The 15,976-nt window shown below is 66.0% G+C and carries 15 protein-coding genes; 2 read left to right on the top strand and 13 right to left on the bottom strand.

The window, feature by feature from the left end; genetic code table 11:
* On the bottom strand, window positions 1-451 hold a 451-nt coding region (locus DT069_RS23680), incomplete at its 3' end, for an alpha/beta hydrolase family protein (protein WP_425450506.1).
* A 421-nt stretch (window positions 452-872) separates the two neighbouring features.
* On the opposite strand from DT069_RS23680, the gene DT069_RS24820 reads away from it, so the two are divergent.
* Entirely contained in the window at window positions 873-1,043 is a 171-nt protein-coding gene (locus tag DT069_RS24820; protein WP_162913414.1) for a hypothetical protein, read from the top strand.
* A gap of 85 nt (window positions 1,044-1,128) precedes the next feature.
* Here DT069_RS24820 and DT069_RS23685 read toward each other — a convergent pair whose 3' ends face one another.
* The 12 genes from DT069_RS23685 to DT069_RS23740 form a co-directional block, all read right to left on the bottom strand.
* Complete coding sequence (locus DT069_RS23685) at window positions 1,129-4,308, bottom strand: efflux RND transporter permease subunit (protein ID WP_119462822.1); 3,180 nt, start codon at window positions 4,306-4,308, stop codon at window positions 1,129-1,131.
* 16 nt (window positions 4,309-4,324) lie between these two features.
* Window positions 4,325-5,635 (bottom strand): efflux RND transporter periplasmic adaptor subunit, encoded by a 1,311-nt coding sequence (locus DT069_RS23690; protein WP_119462823.1) that lies wholly within the window; start codon window positions 5,633-5,635, stop codon window positions 4,325-4,327.
* Window positions 5,636-5,844: 209 nt separating this feature from the next.
* Window positions 5,845-6,426 (bottom strand): TetR/AcrR family transcriptional regulator, encoded by a 582-nt coding sequence (locus DT069_RS23695; RefSeq protein ID WP_119462824.1) that lies wholly within the window; start codon window positions 6,424-6,426, stop codon window positions 5,845-5,847.
* Window positions 6,427-6,508: 82 nt separating this feature from the next.
* Entirely contained in the window at window positions 6,509-7,534 is a 1,026-nt protein-coding gene (locus DT069_RS23700) for a histone deacetylase family protein (protein WP_119462825.1), read from the bottom strand.
* A 31-nt stretch (window positions 7,535-7,565) separates the two neighbouring features.
* Window positions 7,566-8,321 carry a DUF1194 domain-containing protein gene (locus DT069_RS23705; RefSeq protein ID WP_119462826.1) on the bottom strand — a complete coding sequence of 252 codons (756 nt, stop codon included), beginning with the start codon at window positions 8,319-8,321 and terminating at the stop codon, window positions 7,566-7,568.
* 43 nt (window positions 8,322-8,364) lie between these two features.
* Complete coding sequence (locus tag DT069_RS23710) at window positions 8,365-9,879, bottom strand: tripartite tricarboxylate transporter permease (protein WP_119462827.1); 1,515 nt, start codon at window positions 9,877-9,879, stop codon at window positions 8,365-8,367.
* A gap of 39 nt (window positions 9,880-9,918) precedes the next feature.
* Window positions 9,919-10,467, bottom strand: coding sequence for a tripartite tricarboxylate transporter TctB family protein (locus DT069_RS23715; protein WP_119462828.1), 549 nt, complete (start codon window positions 10,465-10,467; stop codon window positions 9,919-9,921).
* Window positions 10,468-10,504: 37 nt separating this feature from the next.
* Window positions 10,505-11,455, bottom strand: a complete 951-nt coding sequence (locus DT069_RS23720) for a tripartite tricarboxylate transporter substrate binding protein (protein WP_119462829.1) — start codon at window positions 11,453-11,455, stop codon at window positions 10,505-10,507.
* Window positions 11,456-11,540: 85 nt separating this feature from the next.
* A complete protein-coding gene (gene sucD, locus DT069_RS23725; protein ID WP_119462830.1) occupies window positions 11,541-12,455 on the bottom strand; it encodes a succinate--CoA ligase subunit alpha in 915 nt (304 codons plus the stop codon).
* The gene (locus DT069_RS23730) at window positions 12,452-13,579 is read right to left on the bottom strand and encodes a succinate--CoA ligase subunit beta (protein WP_119462831.1); all 1,128 of its coding nucleotides are present in this window, start codon (window positions 13,577-13,579) and stop codon (window positions 12,452-12,454) included. Before DT069_RS23730 ends, sucD begins: the two co-directional genes overlap by 4 nt.
* Window positions 13,580-13,585: 6 nt before the next feature.
* Window positions 13,586-15,016: an acylating sulfoacetaldehyde dehydrogenase gene (gene sauS, locus DT069_RS23735; protein WP_119462832.1), complete on the bottom strand. Its 1,431-nt coding sequence runs from the start codon at window positions 15,014-15,016 to the stop codon at window positions 13,586-13,588.
* Window positions 15,017-15,036: 20 nt separating this feature from the next.
* The gene (locus DT069_RS23740; protein WP_119462833.1) at window positions 15,037-15,219 is read right to left on the bottom strand and encodes a hypothetical protein; all 183 of its coding nucleotides are present in this window, start codon (window positions 15,217-15,219) and stop codon (window positions 15,037-15,039) included.
* 129 nt (window positions 15,220-15,348) lie between these two features.
* Between DT069_RS23740 and DT069_RS23745 the strand changes: the two genes are divergently transcribed.
* The gene (locus DT069_RS23745; protein ID WP_119462834.1) at window positions 15,349-15,957 is read left to right on the top strand and encodes a GNAT family N-acetyltransferase; all 609 of its coding nucleotides are present in this window, start codon (window positions 15,349-15,351) and stop codon (window positions 15,955-15,957) included.
* Window positions 15,958-15,976 lie beyond the last annotated feature (19 nt).

Raw genomic sequence — 15,976 nt, forward strand, 5'->3', positions numbered from 1 at the left:
GGTCCGGATGCAGGTACAAAAACCGGTGCGTGAAGTGCCCGCCGCCCGAGAACCCGTAGAGCAGGAACCGCTCCCCCGCGAGCCGGTAGCGCTCCCGCACCTCCGCCACCATCGACAGGAGAACGGCGTCGTAATGCAGCGCCTCGTGGCGCAGCAGCTTGTAACTCGAAAGGTCGTCAGGCGTGACGATGCCGACAGGGAAAAGCGGCGCTAGCACGATCACGCCATGCTCCTCGGCGAAATCGGCGAAGGCATCGCGATAGTTCTGCATCCCGCGCTCGGTGCCGTGCACGATGACGGCGAGCGGATACCGGTCGCTTCCCTCCTCGTCATAGTCCTCGGGCACATAGGCGCAGTAGCTGAAGCGCTGATCGAGCTGGCAGGCATAGACCGTCGTGCGGCCGAAATCATAGTAGGAAAGACGTTTGCCGTGCTGCGTCGGCCGAGCCATGCCGTGCTCCTTCGCTGCTATCTTCGCGCCCCGCCCCAGGGTCGGAGGCGCCGTTTGGAGCGCAGTTTCACATATTTTTAGTAGCATGAAAAGCGGCCTGTAGGTGTGGAACACCACCTGACCCAACTGACGCGTCTCCGCCTATTTCCCTGCTCATAAAAGAAAAATTTGCACTTTCGAAAGAAATCCGGTGCGCCGCGCGAAGGCGCAAAACTGTCTTATGGCGGACTAGACGGCAAACAGCATGGTGGTCGACGAGCTGCCCGGAGCGCTGTTGCCTGTGGCGCCGCCATCCGGATCGGTGTTCGCGACAGGAGCCGCAAGGACAGGCCGGGCGCACGCGGTCGAGGTCGACCGGGCGGAGCCATTCACCAATACTTAATCACAATTCGGTTACGGCTTGCGGGAAAGGAGATCGACAATGCCCGAGAAACCGAAGACCGATCAGCCTCCGCACCGGGAGATCCTTCTCGCGATCGAGGCGGTTCTGGGCGAGTCTTGCGCTTCTGTGTCCGACGGCTTCCCGTCACGCCGCGGCCGTGACGCCGCCCGCATGATCAGCCAAGCGCTCCGCCGCGCACGCGCGCACTAACGTTTCCATCACGATGGATCCAGCGCACAAGCGAATACGGCCCAGGCGTTTTCAGGCCTGGGCCGCACTGTCCTGAAGTCCCAACCTATTCAATCGTAGCCGGAGCCGGGCCTCCATGTCGGGCCGGGCGAGTCCTTTCGCCGCCGCCAAAGAAGCCGCGGACCGCCACGTAGAAGATAGGCGTGAAGATCAGGCCGAAAGCCGTGACGCCCAACATGCCGAAAAACACCGTGGTGCCGAGCGACTGACGCATCTCGGCCCCGGCGCCGGTTGCGATCACCAGCGGCACGACACCCAGAATGAAGGCGAAGGAGGTCATCAGGATCGGCCGCAGCCGCGTGCGTGCCGCCTGCACAGCCGCGTCGAAGCGGGTCGCGCCCTCGTCCTCCGCCTGCTTGGCGAACTCGACGATCAGGATCGCGTTCTTAGCGGCCAGACCGACCAGGACGACGAAGCCAACCTGAGCCAGGATGTTCACGTCCATGCCCCGGAACAGGAGTCCGCTGACTGCGGCCAAGAGACACATGGGCACGATCAGGATCACCGCCAGAGGCAGCGTCCAGCTCTCATATTGCGCGGCGAGCACGAGGAAGACGAAGACGATCGAGGCGGCAAAGACCAGGAGTCCGGAATCGCCGGCAAGCTTCTGCTGATAGGCCAACTCCGTCCATTCATAGCCGAAGCCGTCGGGCAGGCGCTCGGCCGCGAGACGCTCCATCGCCGCAAGCGCGTCGCTGGTCGAGAAGCCGGGCAGCGTGCTCCCCTGAACCTCCGCGGCCGGATACAGATTATAGCGCGGTACGCGGTAGGGGCCGGTGATGTCGCGGAATTCGGCGACCGAGCCGATCGGCACCATCTCGCCCGATGCATTCCGCGTCTTGAGGTTGGCGACGTCGCGAACCTCCTGCCGGAAGGCACCATCGGCCTGTGCGGTGACCCGGAAGGTGCGCCCGAGATAGTTGAACTCGTTGACGTAGGCAGAGCCGACATAGACCTCCAACGCCTCGGAGACCCGGTCGGCCGAGACGCCGAGTATTTCCGCCCTCACCCGGTCGATGTCGGCGTAGATCTTCGGCGTTCCGGTGTTGAACAGCGAGAATACCCCGGCGAGGCCCGGCGTCTCGTTGGCGGCCGCGACCAGATCCTGGGCCGCGGCCGCCAGCGCCTCCGGCCCGTATCCCTGCCGGTCCTGTAGCATCATCTTGAAGCCGCCGGCGGTGCCGATTCCGCGCACCGGCGGCGGGGGAATCGTGATGATGAAGGCCTCCTGTATCGCGCCGAGCCGTCCGCTCAGATCGGCGAGGATACGATCCGCGCTGAGGCCCTTCTCCGCACGCTCAGGAAAGGGCGCCAGGGCCGAGAAGATCGCCCCGGCATTGGACGCATTCGTGAATGTCGCGCCGTCGAAACCCGCGAACGGGACGGCGTGGACAACGCCCTCCGTGTCCAGGATGACCTTGGTCGCCTGCCGGACGACGGCGTCGGTCCGCGAGAGGGAGGCGCCCGGCGGCAGTTGGACGACGGTGATGAGATAGCCCTGGTCCTGCTGCGGGATGAAGCCCGTGGGAGCGCGGTCGAACTGCCAGGCGGTCAGCCCGACGAGGCCGCCATAGACCACGAGCATCAGCACCGAGAGCCGGGCCAGCCGCCGCGTCAGCCTGCCATAGCCGAAGGACAGTCTGTCGAACAGATTATTGAAGCCCCGGAAGAACGCTCGCACGGGGCGCGTCAGGAAGGAGCCCCCTGCCTCATGCTCGCGGTGCGGCTTGAAAAGGAGGGCGCAGAGCGCCGGGCTGAGCGTCAGCGATACGAACAGGGAGATCGCCGTCGAGGCGGCGATCGTGACCGCAAACTGGCGGAAGAACTGGCCGGAGATCCCGGTCATGAAGGCGGCGGGAACGAACACCGCTGAGAGAACCAGGGCGATCGCCACCAGGGCGCCGCCGACCTCGTCCATCGTCCGGTGCGCCGCCTCCTTGGGACTCATCCCGCGACGCAGGTTGCGCTCGACGTTTTCGACGACGACGATCGCGTCATCGACGACGATGCCGATGGCCAGCACGAGGCCGAACAGCGACAGATTGTTGAGGGAGAACCCGAGGGCCGCCAGAACCGCGAAGGTGCCGATCAGCGATATCGGGATCGCCACGATGGGAACGATCGAGGCGCGCCAGGTCTGCAGGAACAGGACCACCACCACGACCACGAGGATGACGGCCTCGAAGATGGTCTTGACCACCTCGTTCGCGGATTCGGCGATGAACTCGGTCGGGTTGTAGACGACGTCGTACTGCAGGCCCGGAGGAAAGGACCGGGACAACTCCTCCATCGTCTCGAGGACCCGCTCGGCGGCGTCGAGGGCGTTCGATCCCGGTCGCTGGAAGATAAGGAGTGGAACGGCGCGGCGCTCGTCGAGGTAGCCGTTGGCGTTATAGTCCTGGGCGCCGAGCTCGACCCGCGCAATGTCGCGGAGCCGAGTCACACGGCCGCCGGGCTCCGTCTTGACGACGATATTCTCGAACTGCTTCGCATCGACCAGTCGGCCCAGCGTCTCGATGTTGAGCTGGAAGGCCCCCGGCGTCGGCACCGGCGGCTGATTTAGCACGCCGGACGCGACCTGCACATTCTGGGACCGTAGTGCCGCGACGACCTCGCCGGCAGTCATGCCCCGCGCGGCTACCTTGTCGGGGTCGAGCCAGATGCGCATCGCATAGTCGCGGGCGCCGAAGACGCGGACATCGCCGACCCCGTCGATCCGGGAGAGGACATCGCGCACCTGCAGCGTCGCATAGTTGGAGACATAGAGCGGGTCGCGCGACCCGTCCGGCGAGCTGAGATGGATCACCATCAGCATGTCCGGCGAGTTCTTGCGCACCGTGACGCCCAAGCGGCGCACCGTCTCCGGAAGCCTGGGCTCCGCCACGGCGACACGGTTCTGGACGAGCACCTGTGCCGCATCCAGGTCCGTTCCCAGCTTGAAGGTGATGGTCAGCGAGAGAGACCCGTCGCCGGTCGCCTGGGAAACCATGTAGAGCATGTTCTCGACGCCGTTGATCTCCTGCTCCAGCGGCGTGGCGACGGTATTGCTCAAGACCTCGGCCGAGGCACCGGGATAGCTCGCCCTCACCTCGATCGTGGGCGGCGCGATCTCGGGATACTCCGCCACCGGCAAGGTGAAATAGGCGAAGCCGCCGATGAGCGTGATCAGAATCGACAGGACCGTCGCGAAAATCGGCCGGTCGATGAAGAAGTGCGAAAGGCGCATGGTGCCGTGCTCCGGCTCAGCTTTGCGACTGCGCGGGCTCGATCTTGCCCGGCTGCGGCGTCACCTTGGCGCCCGGACGGGCGCGCATCAGGCCGTTGATGATGAGGCGATCGGTGGGCGCCAAGCCCTCGCGGATGACCCGCAACCCAAGCTCCATCGGGCCGGGCCGAACCACCCGCGGCTCGACGGTGCCGTCCTCCGTGACAATCATGATCACCTTGCGGGACTGGTCGGTGACGACCGCGCTGTCGGGCACGAGAATCGCCTCGTAGAGTTCCGAGCCCGGCATGCGCAGGTGACCGAACTGACCGGGCGTGATGAAGAAATCCGGGTTGGGAAGGATTGCGCGCACGCGGATCGTCCCCGCGCTGCGGTCGACCTGATTGTCGACGAAGTCGATCCGCCCTCCGCGCGCCGCGCCCCACCCCTCCTCATCGAACAGGCGAACCTGGACGGGGATTCCGCCGTTCCGCGTCGATTCGAGGCGCCCGTCGGCCACCGCCCGCTGATAGGCGAGGAAGTTGGATTCGCTCAGGTCGAAGACGAATTGGATGGGGTCAAGCGACACGATCGTGGTGAGCAGGCTGGTGCCGCCGCCGGAGCCGCCGCTGACCAGGCTGCCGACGCTCACTTCGTTGCGGCTGACGCGCCCGGTGACCGGCGCCGTGACCCGCGTGAAGACGAGATCCAGTTCCGCCGCCCGCACGGCGGCCTGCGCCGACTCGACGGCCGCGGCCGCGGCGCGCATCTCCTGCACACGCTGGTCATAGGTGCTCGCGGCGACCACGTTCGTCTCGCGCAACTGATCGGCCCGCTCCAGCTGGGCATTCGCGAGCTCCAGGCGAGCCGCGGCCTGCGCGAGCTGTGCCTTGGCGGAAGCCAGCGCGATTTCAAACGGCCGCGGATCGATCACGAAGAGCAGATCGCCCTTCTCGACGATCTGCCCGTCCTCGAAATGGATCGAATCGAGATAGCCGCTGACACGGGCGCGAACCTCGACATACTCCACCGCGGCGAACTGGCCGGTATATTCGTCCCACTCGACGATCTTGCGCTGCAGCGGCGCGCTCACGGTGACCGTGGGAGGCGGCGGCGCCGCAATCGAGGCGTTCGCGACCTCCACCGCCCTGCTCCAAGGCTGGTTGAAATACCAGTAGGCGGCGCCCGCCCCGAACAAGGTCAGCAGGACGGCGACCGACCGGACCGCCAGCCTCTTCCATTCCGATCCGGTCCGCCCGGATCCGGACTCGCCGTCGATCGGCCCGCCGGCGGCGCGATCCTGCGCCGCCCGAGAACCGCTCCGTTCACCTTCAGGATTCTGCGTCATCACGATGATGTCCCTTGATAAAGAGATTGGTTCAAGCCGTGCGGCCCAGGCGGCGGACGGCATCGATCACCTGGCGCCGAAAAAACTTGGCGGCGTCGGTGCGGCCTTGACTCCTGATCGTCATCTTCCCCTCACATTTCCGACATATTGGGACCGATCGGTCCGGAATTCTTACGAAAATAACCTCGCTGGCCACCCGCCGCAGCAGTTCAGTTCAGCGCGGCCATCATGACGGCGAGAGAATCTTCGAGGCGACCGGGCTCGGACTTCGCCCGGGCCATGACCTGAAGCCCGCTGAGGCCGACCGTCAGGAACCGGGCGAGCCGGTGCGCGTCGTGCTGGCCGCCGATGGAGCCGTCGGCCTGGCCGCGACGGATGGCGTCGGCAAAGATCTCCTCGGTCGCGCTCAGGTGCCGTTCGATCTGCCGGCGAACCGACGGATCGTGCGGCGCCAACTCGACCGCTTCGTTGCAGCTCATGCAACCGCGGCCATTGCTCTGCGGGCAGGCCTTGTCGACGACGGCGTAGAAGAACGACTCGATCGACTGGCGCGCCGGGCAGCCGTCGTCAAGCCGCGCGCGAAGCTGCGCGAGCTGTGCGTCCTGGTAGCGCGTCAGCGCCTCCCGGAACAGCTCCTGCTTGCTGCCGAAGGTCTCGTAAAAGCTGCTCTTGCTCAGCCCCATAGCCGCGAGCAGGTCGGCGAGCGACGACCCCTCATAGCCGTGCCGCCAGAACACCTCCAGGGCCTTGTGCAGCGCCTCGCGCTCGTCGAATTCCTTGGGCCTAGCCATGACCTCGATCCTCTCTGGCCGCTGAGATAGGCATTCCGGACCAGCCTGTCCAGAACCCAGGAGCAATTTTTTTTCGACGTGCTCAGGCCACGCTTTCGAAACCTTGAAGGAAACTGACGAGATTCCCGCCCAACTCCGGCGACAAATATCCGCCTTCCTGGACCAGGACCGTTGGAATCCCGATCCGCGCAATGGCCGCGCCGATGGCGCCGAAGCCGGCCGTCGTGATCGCCAGACCCTTCAGCGGATCGCCCTCATAGGCATCGAGCCCCAGCGCCACCACCAGCGCGCCGGGCGTGAAAACCTTGATAAAGGCGACGACGCGCTTGAGCTCACGCAGATAAGCCGCATCGCTCGTGCCGATCGGCAGCGGAACATTAAGGTTGTATCCGAGCCCGGCGCCGGCGCCCCGCTCATGCGCATAGCCGGCGAAGAAGGGATAGAACTGCGCGGGGTCGGCATGCAGCGATAGATGCAGCACGTCGGCGCGCCAGTAGAAGATGTCCTGCGTGCCATTGCCGTGATGCACGTCGACATCAAGGATGGCGACGCGGCCGAAGCGCGGCAGCAGCCACTGCGCCGCGATCGCCGTGTTGTTGAGATAGCAGAAACCGCCGGCCTTGTCGGCATAGGCATGGTGGCCCGGCGGCCGGCACAGCGCGTAGGCGACGTGCTCGCCGTCGGCCACCAGCTGCGCCGCGTGGCAGGCGGTGTGCGCCGCCTGAACCGCCGCCGACCACGTCCCTGGGCCGATCGGGCAGGCGGTATCGGCCATGTGATAGCCGGCCCGCCCGACGATGCTTTGCGGATAGCCGCCTCCCTCGCGCATGGGGTGTATGTTGGGCAGCACCTCGGGCGAGGCGTCGCCCAGAGACTGCCACCGTTCATGCGCGGTCTCCAGGAAGTCGAGATATTCGGGCGTGTGGATCGCGGTGCGTGGACCGGAGCCGAAGTCCTCCGCCTCCACCACCCGATGGCCGGCGGCCTCGACCGCCTGAAGGAGATGGTCGGCGCGGGCCGGCTGCTCGGCGCTGCGCTGCATCCGGCCACGAACCAGAAAAGACTGCGGATCATGCGTCCGGTGCGCGTCGCTGTAGGCGACCTTCATAACCGACCTCTCATGTTTTTCGTTGAAAGCTTCAGCGGCGCAGCGCCGTAAGCGCGCCCTTGGTCCATGACGGGATCTGTGCCGGCATCAGATTTGCGATCTCCAGCACCATCTTCTGAAGCAGGGCGCGCGCGAAGTCGCTTCGATCCTGGGCCGCGATGACGAAGGCGCCGGGCCCGGCTATGACCTCGCTCTCATAGTTCTCGACCAGCAGCGGTCGGCCGGAGGGGCCGAGCGCGTCGGTCTGCAGGATTGCCAGGGCATTAATCGTGATTCCGGCGTCTGCCGCGGCATCGCGGGCCGCCGGCGCGGGGACGATGCTCCGGTTGTCGGGATTGTCGCCGGAGACGTCGATGACGGCACGGGCCGGCTCGCAGGGGCATTTCTGCAACAACGCCGTCGCGTGAACCAGAACATCGCCGATCGCATTGTAGCTCTGCACCGAACGGGGCGCCGCGAGCACGGCTTGGGCGAATGCCTGCGCAGAGCCTTGGCCGTCGACAATCGCCCAGTCCACCACCGTCTGCGCCATGCCCGGTCCACCCCATTCGACATAGGCGATCGCAATGCGCTGCAGCGGGCCGGACTGGATCGCGGCAAGCACGCGCTTGTCGGTCACCGCCAGCGCGATACCCTCCTTCTGCAGGCGGAACTCGGCCTCGTCGATGCTGCCGGACGCATCGACCGCGAGAACGAGAGCCGTATCGACAGCGGTTTGCGCCACCGTCGGCGCCGACCAGAGCAGCACTGCAAGAAGCGCGGCAAGATGCTTGGCAAGCTGATTCATCTTGTAGTTCCGACCCTGTTCGACAGGACAACGACATAGTCTATCACGCAGCCGGGCTATTCCGAGCGGCCCGCCTGGTTCGGACGCTGCCGATAAACGGCAGTAGCAGGCTGAGGATGACCAACGCCATCACAGTACCCGAGATCGGACGGGTGAAGAACACCGTCCAGTCGTTGTGGAAACTGATCATCGAGTTCATGAAGGCCTCCTCGGCGAGCGGGCCGAGAATGACCCCGAGAACCAGCGGCGCGATCGGAAACTTCAGGCGTTCGAAGACGTAACCGAGGAAGCCGAAGGCGATCATCAGCCAAAGATCGGTCAGGTTATTGCGGATCGACAGGGCGCCGATGAAGCAGAAGATCATGACGAAGGCGGAGACGACCGCCTCCGGGAAATCGAGGATCTTCACCAACGGCCGGATGGCGAAATAGCCAAGCAGGCCCATCAGCGCAACGCCGATAAACAGCGAGGCGAAGATCGTGTAGACCATGGGCGCGGAGAACAGGAGCACCTGCGGCCCGGGCTGCACGCCATGCAGCATGAAGGCGCCCAGGATCACGGCGGTGGCGCCGCTGCCCGGAATGCCGAGCGCGAGGAGGGGGACCAGAGCGCCGCCGACCGACGCCGTGGCCGCGGCCTGGGGCGCCACGATGCCTTCGGCGGTGCCGCTGCCGATTGCGCCCTTGCGCCGGCCGAACTGGGCTTCGACACCGTAACTGACGAAGGAGGCGATGGTCGCGCCCGCGCCCGGCACTAGGCCGATGACATTGCCGAGGATGCTACTGCGCAGCATCATGCCCTTGACCGCGCCGATCTCCCGAAGCGAGGGCAATTGCGTCCGGGTACCGGCGACACTGCCGACCGGTTTGCTGGCGAAGCCGCGTTCGAGGCGCGACAGAACCTCGCCGACGCCGTAGGCGCCGACCATCACCACCAGGAACTCGATGCCGTCGGCAAGCAGCGGCAGGCCGAAGGTGAAGCGATAGGAGCCATAGATCGCGTCCGTACCCACCGAGGCGACGATGAGCCCGAGGCACAGACTGATCAGCGCATTGCCCAGCGACCCCTTGCCGAGCGCGACCACGCTGGCCAGGCCGAAGAGTACGATCGCGAAATATTCGGGCGAGGAGAAGCGGAGGGCGAAGGTCGCGACCGGCTTGGTCAGCATGACCATGATCGCGGCCGAGATCAGTCCGCCGACGAGAGCGGAAATCAGCGTCCAGCCGAGCGCCTTGGCCGGCTGGCCCTGCTTTGCCATGGCGTAGCCGTCCCAGAGCAGGGGCACATGGATCGGCTCGCCCGGGATGCGGAACAGGATCGAGGTGAAGGCGCCGCCATAGGTCCCGGACACATACATGCCGGTGAGCAGGATGATCGAAGCGGTCACGTCCATCTGATAGGTGAAGGGCAGAACCAGTATCACGCCCATGACCAGCGTCAGCCCCGGCAGCACGCCGACGAGGAGGCCGACGACGATGCCGATGACCAGCATCGCCAGATGCAGCGGGGAAAGGCAGGCGATGAAGCCCGCGCCGAGCTGCATCAGGGGATCGAGCATGTGCCGCTCCTAATCTTGCGACCCTGTTCCGGCCGGGTGTCAGAACAGGTTGATGAAGGCGTCCGTCACGCGGTCGAACGGCGGTACTCCGCGCGGGAGCGAGACGTAGACCACTTTCAGGAAGATGACGGCGACGATCAGCGTGCCGATGATGCTCGCCATCCAGATGACGAGATGCGCGCGATAGCGCCCGAGATACATGAAGGCGACCAGGAACAGGAAGGTACCCAGCACAAAGCCGAAAACGGGCAGGAGAGCGCCATAGGCGACGGTCAGGATGCCGCCGCCGACGAGCAGCGGCAGATGGCGATTCACCGCCTCCCCCTCTTCCTGCTCCTCTCCCTCGCTGCCTTCGAGTGCATCGGCAATGCCGTGCGCCTCGCCACCGCCTCCGAACCAGAGCGCCTTCACGATCTCATAGATACAGACCGCGGCCATCAGGCCGCTGGCGAGCTTGGGCCAGAAGTCCGGGCCGAGCGCGCCCGGACGGTGGCTGTACTCGATGCGGCCGGCGAACAGGTAGAACAGGCCGGCCACCACCAGCAATGCCGCATAAGGGAGCGCAGCCCGGAGTCTGGAGCCGTTCACGCCTTCCTCCCTGCTGAAAAGTGGAGCGACGGTCGCGCTATTTCTGCACCGTGCTCTTCATATCCTCGAGCTGCTGCTTGACGAATTCCAACGCCTGGTCGGCGCCCAAGAAGCTGTCCTCGCTCGCATACTGGTCCCCCAGGAACTTCTTGTAGTCGGGCGAAGCGGCGACCTCAGCCAGCGCGTCCGACAGAATCTTGACCCGTTCCGGTGGCGTGCCGGAGCGCAGCGCGATGGCGCGGAACTGCGGCAGGGCGATCTCGTAGCCGAGCTCGTAGGAGCTCGGCACATCCGGGAACAGCTTCGAACGCTCCTCGCCGAAGATGATCAACGGGCGGATCTGGCCGCTGTTCAGCAACTGCGCAACGTCGCCCGCCTGCTCATAGAGCGCATCGGCATGCCCGCCGAGAATGGAGATGTAGCGCTCGCTCGGCTTGGAGAAGGGCACCTGATTGACCTTGATCCCCTTGCTGGCGAGATAGCTCAGCGTGAAGTCGTCGACGCTGCCGAAGCCGAGGGTCGCGACCTTGCGCTGGTCCGGCTCGGCCTTGGCCGCCGCCTCGAAATCGGCCCAGGTCTCGTAGGGGCTGTCCGCAGGCACGAACAGAAAAGACGGCGCCTGGATCATCACCGCGGCCGGGGTGATGTCCTCCATGGTCCAGCGCGCATCCTTACCGGCGAGCAGGGCATGGCTGTCGGCGATGTAGATCGCCATGGAATAGCCGTCCGCGGGTGCCGCCAGCAGCTTCGCCATTCCAGTGGCGCCCGTACCGCCCGGAACGTTCACGACCGGCACGCCCTGGTCGAGAGACGGTTCCAGCAGCTTGCCGACGAGGCGGGCGAGTTGATCGGCGCCGCCGCCCGGTCCCCACGGCACGATGAACTCGACCGGCCGCGACGGATAGGTTTCCTGGGCGGTGGCGGGCCCGAAGGTGAGAGCGGCAAGCGTGCCCGCCACACCCATCAGAACGAGCTTGCGAAACTGCATCGGCGTTCCCTCCCTCAGTTGCGGAGGCTCCCGTGTCATGGACCGGCCCCCTTTGTTTGTGACCCTATTCGTGATCTTGTCTTCGCTACGCCTCCATCGACAGCGAGCCTTGCTCGGCACCGCACTGGCCGTGCGCCAAGCCGCGCCCGCAGGCCTCAGCGATCTCGCCGGGCGTGTCCACGACGGTGACCCCGGCGGCTTCGAGGGCCTGACGCTTCGAGGCGTAGCCGCCGCGGTTGGCGGTGGCGATCGCGCCGGCATGGCCCATCTTCCTACCCGGCGGCGCGGCGCGCCCCGCGATGAAGGCGACGACCGGCTTCCGCATCGTCGCTGCGTAGTCGGCCGCGTCCTCCTCCATGACGCCGCCGATCTCGCCGACCAGCGCCACGGCCTGCGTTCGCGCATCGCGGTCGAGCGCCTCGAGCGCGTCGCGCGTGGTCGTGCCGACCATCGGATCGCCGCCGACGCCGATGAAGGCGGACTGGCCGAGCCCGGCGCGCGTGAGATTGAGGCAGACCAGCGTGCCAAGGCTGCCCGAGCGCGAGATGACGCCGACGCGGCCGGGCTGGAACACGTTCGGATTATGCCCGGGCATGATACCGACGAAGGCCTCGCCCGGGGTGACGAGGCCCGCCGTGTTCGGCCCGACGGTCCGCGTGCCTCGGCGCCGCGCGGCCTCATGCACCGCCATCACGTCGCGAATCGGGATATGTTCGGTGAGCATCACCAGGAGCTTGACTCCCGCCTCGATCGCATCAAGCGCCGCGTCCTTGGCCGCGGCCGGCGGAATGAACATGACGGCGACATCATAGGGCGCCGCCGCCATCGCCTCGCGCGCCGAGGCGAAGACGGGCAGGCCGACATGCGTCTCGCCGGCGCGCTTCGGGTTGACGCCGCCGACGACCTGGGTGCCGCAGGCCATCATCTTCTCGGTCCAGAAGCTGCCCTGCTTGCCGGTGATGCCCTGGACGAGAACCTTATGGTGCTTGCGGATGATCATCGGGCCGCCTCTACCGCGGCCTTCACCGCATCTTCCATCAGGTCATAGGGTTCGATGCCGAGTTCGCCCCGGACCAGCGCGATCGCTTCCTCCTCGCCGGTGCCGTGGATCGAGAAGAAGACGGGCACGGTCGGTTTCAGCGCCTGCCATGCCTTGACCACGCCTTCGGCCATGACGTCGGTGCGCGCGAAGGCGCCGCAGAAATTGATCACCAAGCTTTTCACGCCCGGATTGGACAGCACCAGTTCGAGCGCCGTCTCGCTCTTCGTGTAGGCCTCGCCGCCGATCTCCATGAAGTTGGCGGGCCGGCCGCCGAAATGGCTGATCACGTCCATGGTCGTCATGGTCAGCCCGGCGCCGTTGGCGAGGACGCCGACATTGCCGTCGAGCTGGATGAATTTGAGGCCGACCTCGGCGCCGCGGCGCTCGAGGTCGGTCGGGTTCTCCACCGCTGCGACTGCGGCAAGATCAGGCTGGCGGAAGGCGGCGGCATCGTCGAGGGTGAACTTGGCGTCGAGCGCGACCACCCGCCCGTCCGCGAGGCGGGCCAGCGGGTTGATCTCGACGAGCTCGGCGTCGCTCTCGACGAAAATGCGATGCAGCCGGGTGAGGATATCGGCCACTTCAGCCTCCGACCCGCCGAGATCGAGCCCCTTCAGCATATCCCGGGCTTCCGCGGCCCCGAACCGCTCACCGGGTGCGACCGGCCGGCGTCTGAAGGTGTCGGGCGCTTCCGCCGCGATCTCCTCGACGTCCATGCCGCCTCGGCTCGAGAACAGGACGAGCGGCGAGCGCGAGGCGGTATCGGGCAGGACGGCGGCGTAAAATTCGCGCTCGATCTCGGCCCGTTCCTCGACCAGAAGCTTGTCGACGAGATGCCCTGCGATCGACATGCCCAGGATGGTGCGCGCGGCGTCGGCAGCGGCTTCGGCGCTGTCCGCCGCCTTGATGCCGCCGGCTTTGCCGCGCTTGCCGGTCGGCACCTGCGCCTTGATCACACAGGGCCCGATCTCGGCGAAGGCCTCAGCCGCCGCGGCGGGGCTGTCGGCAAGGCGGCCCTTCGGCACCGCCACGCCCGCCGGGACGAGCAGGTGCTGTTTCGCGACATGCTCCACGAAGTTCATCGCCGCTCAGCGCCCATAGCGCGCCCAGTGGGCGCCGAACAGCTCTTCCTCGCTCGGTTTGTCCTCCGGGATGACGGTGACGAGGTGCGTGATATTGAGGAAATGCCGGTAGCTCAGATTCTCGGAAATCGAGTTCTTCTGCCAAGAGCCGCAGCCCATCGACAAGGTGAAACCGAGGCCCGAATCGAAGCCACCGCCATTGCCGAAGGTGTGGGCGAAATTGACGAGGACGCGGACGACGTCGAGATCCTCGGCGAGCGCGCGGGCATGATCCATGTCTCTGGTATGAATGCCGCAGGAATGGCCCCGGCCCTGATGGTCGAGAATCCGGCGCAAGGTACCCTTGGCCGCGGCGAAGTCCCTGGCACGATAGACGGTGAGGACCAGCGCGAGCTTCTCGCCGGACAGCGGATGTCCACGGCCGATGCCGGTTTCCTCGACCATGAAGAACTTCGCGCGCTTCGCCTCCGGGGCAAGCCCAAAGGCGTCCGCAAGAATCTCGGCGTCGCGCGCGATCAGATGCCGGTTGAGCTTGCCGTTCTGCCACAGGGTGGCGACGATGCTGTCCTTCTCGGCGGGCGTGCAGAGATAACCGCCCGCCTCCCGGAGCGCGGCGATCGCCGCGTCATAGACGGACGCGACGATGACGACCGAATTCTCCGACGAGCAGGACGTCGAGTTATCAAAGATCTTCGAGGCGCAGATCTTGCGCGCGGCGTCGGCAAGGTCGGCGCTATCGTCGATGATCACCGGCACGTTGCCGGCGCCGACGCCGATGGCCGGCGTGCCACTCGAATAGGCGCGCCGCACATTGTCCTGCGAGCCGGTCACGACGACAAGGTCGACCGCCTGCATCAGGCCCTGCGTCGCTTCTTTGGTGATCGGCTGGGGCAGGATCTGAACGAGATCGCCCGGCAGGCCGATCTTCTCGAGCTCGGCACGCATGAGCTCGACGGCGCGCGCCGTCGTCCTGTAGCCCAGCGGCGACGGCGCGATGACCACGGCATTGCGGCCCTTGACCGCCATCATTGCCTTGTTGACCGGCGTTGCCCCCGGATTGGTCGACGGCGTCACCGCGCCGACCACACCGATGGGCTTGGCATATTTGACGATGCCCTTGTCCCGATCCTCCTCTATGACACCGACCGACTTGGCGCGCAGGAGATCGCGCAGGGTGCCGAACGTCTTGCGCTGCTTCTTGACGATCTTGTCCGCGACATTGCCGAGGCCCGTATCGGCAACGGCGAGTTCGGCCACCTCGCGAGCATGCTCCGGCTTGTATATCGACCAGGCCAGCGCGCGCACAGCCTCGTCCACCCGTTCCTGGCCCGCGTCGGCGAAGACGGCCTGTGCGACCCGGGCCTTGCGCACGACCTCATCGACCGTGGCCTGCGTCTCCGGCGGGGGAGCATCGAGCGGAACGGCGGTCACGGCCATGGGCAATCTCCCGGTGTGGTTCAGGCGATCGGAATACGGCTCGCCCGCCGCGTTGACGCGGCGGCGGACGCTCTCATGAAACAGTCCATCAGCTTGAAAAGCGCGGCGCCGGTTCCCGGCACGGCAAAGAGGTCGGCTTGGACCGCGGCCCTGCCGAGCGCAGGCTTCGGATCGTCGAAGGTGCGTACCCACAACATGGCCATGCCCATCTATCGTGGTGATGTTGCGCCGGCTGAGGCTAAACCTTGCATCGCTGTCGGAAAAGTTATTTTTGGAATCGCCGCGGCCGTACACTGCCCGCGGTCCCAGGAGCATCGGCAAAGGACAGCGTGATGAGTGATTTGCCCTCCCCTTTTCGGCGCGCAACGCCGGATGACGCGCAGGCACTGGCGGAGCTCATCAACTTCGCCGGCGAAGGCCTCCCGCTCTATCTGTGGGAGAGCATGGCCGAGCCGGGCGAGAGCGCCTGGGATGTGGGCCGGCGACGGGCGAGTCGCGACGAGGGGAGCTTTTCCTACCGCAATGCGGTCGTCTCCGAAGCTAATGGCCGGATCGTCGCTTGCCTGATCGGCTATCCCCTGCCGGAAATGCCCGAGCCGATCGACCGCAGCCAGATGCCGGCCATGTTCGTGCCGCTACAGGAGCTTGAAAACTTGGCTCCTGGGACCTGGTATGTGAACGTCCTGGCCACCTATCCCGAAGACAGGGGCCGTGGACACGGCACGGCGCTACTCCGGCTGGCCGAAGAGTTAGCGACCGCCTGTGGCAAGCCGGGCCTGAGCATTATCGTCTCGGATGCCAATAGGGGCGCGCGACGGCTCTATGAACGGTGCGGCTACCGCGAGGTCGCCCAACGCGCGATGGTCAAGGAGCGATGGAAGAATCCGGGCGCGAACTGGGTTCTCCTCGTCAAGCCTGACGGGAATCACGCCGTCACGTAAGATTCGACGGCAACGATCC

Source organism: Virgifigura deserti (genome assembly GCA_003576685.1).
Classification (GTDB): Bacteria; Pseudomonadota; Alphaproteobacteria; order Dongiales; family Dongiaceae; genus Virgifigura; species Virgifigura deserti.

What these genes read in the sequence shown, in the direction of transcription:
- DT069_RS24820 (WP_162913414.1), top strand. Translation starts at nt 873, where the DNA reads ATGCCCGAGAAACCGAAGACCGATCAGCCTCCGCACCGGGAGATCCTT.
- DT069_RS23685 (WP_119462822.1), bottom strand. Translation starts at nt 4,308, where the DNA reads ATGCGCCTTTCGCACTTCTTCATCGACCGGCCGATTTTCGCGACGGTC.
- DT069_RS23690 (WP_119462823.1), bottom strand. Translation starts at nt 5,635, where the DNA reads ATGACGCAGAATCCTGAAGGTGAACGGAGCGGTTCTCGGGCGGCGCAG.
- DT069_RS23695 (WP_119462824.1), bottom strand. Translation starts at nt 6,426, where the DNA reads ATGGCTAGGCCCAAGGAATTCGACGAGCGCGAGGCGCTGCACAAGGCC.
- DT069_RS23700 (WP_119462825.1), bottom strand. Translation starts at nt 7,534, where the DNA reads ATGAAGGTCGCCTACAGCGACGCGCACCGGACGCATGATCCGCAGTCT.
- DT069_RS23705 (WP_119462826.1), bottom strand. Translation starts at nt 8,321, where the DNA reads ATGAATCAGCTTGCCAAGCATCTTGCCGCGCTTCTTGCAGTGCTGCTC.
- DT069_RS23710 (WP_119462827.1), bottom strand. Translation starts at nt 9,879, where the DNA reads ATGCTCGATCCCCTGATGCAGCTCGGCGCGGGCTTCATCGCCTGCCTT.
- DT069_RS23720 (WP_119462829.1), bottom strand. Translation starts at nt 11,455, where the DNA reads ATGCAGTTTCGCAAGCTCGTTCTGATGGGTGTGGCGGGCACGCTTGCC.
- sucD (WP_119462830.1), bottom strand. Translation starts at nt 12,455, where the DNA reads ATGATCATCCGCAAGCACCATAAGGTTCTCGTCCAGGGCATCACCGGC.
- DT069_RS23730 (WP_119462831.1), bottom strand. Translation starts at nt 13,579, where the DNA reads ATGAACTTCGTGGAGCATGTCGCGAAACAGCACCTGCTCGTCCCGGCG.
- sauS (WP_119462832.1), bottom strand. Translation starts at nt 15,016, where the DNA reads ATGGCCGTGACCGCCGTTCCGCTCGATGCTCCCCCGCCGGAGACGCAG.
- DT069_RS23740 (WP_119462833.1), bottom strand. Translation starts at nt 15,219, where the DNA reads ATGGCCATGTTGTGGGTACGCACCTTCGACGATCCGAAGCCTGCGCTC.
- DT069_RS23745 (WP_119462834.1), top strand. Translation starts at nt 15,349, where the DNA reads ATGAGTGATTTGCCCTCCCCTTTTCGGCGCGCAACGCCGGATGACGCG.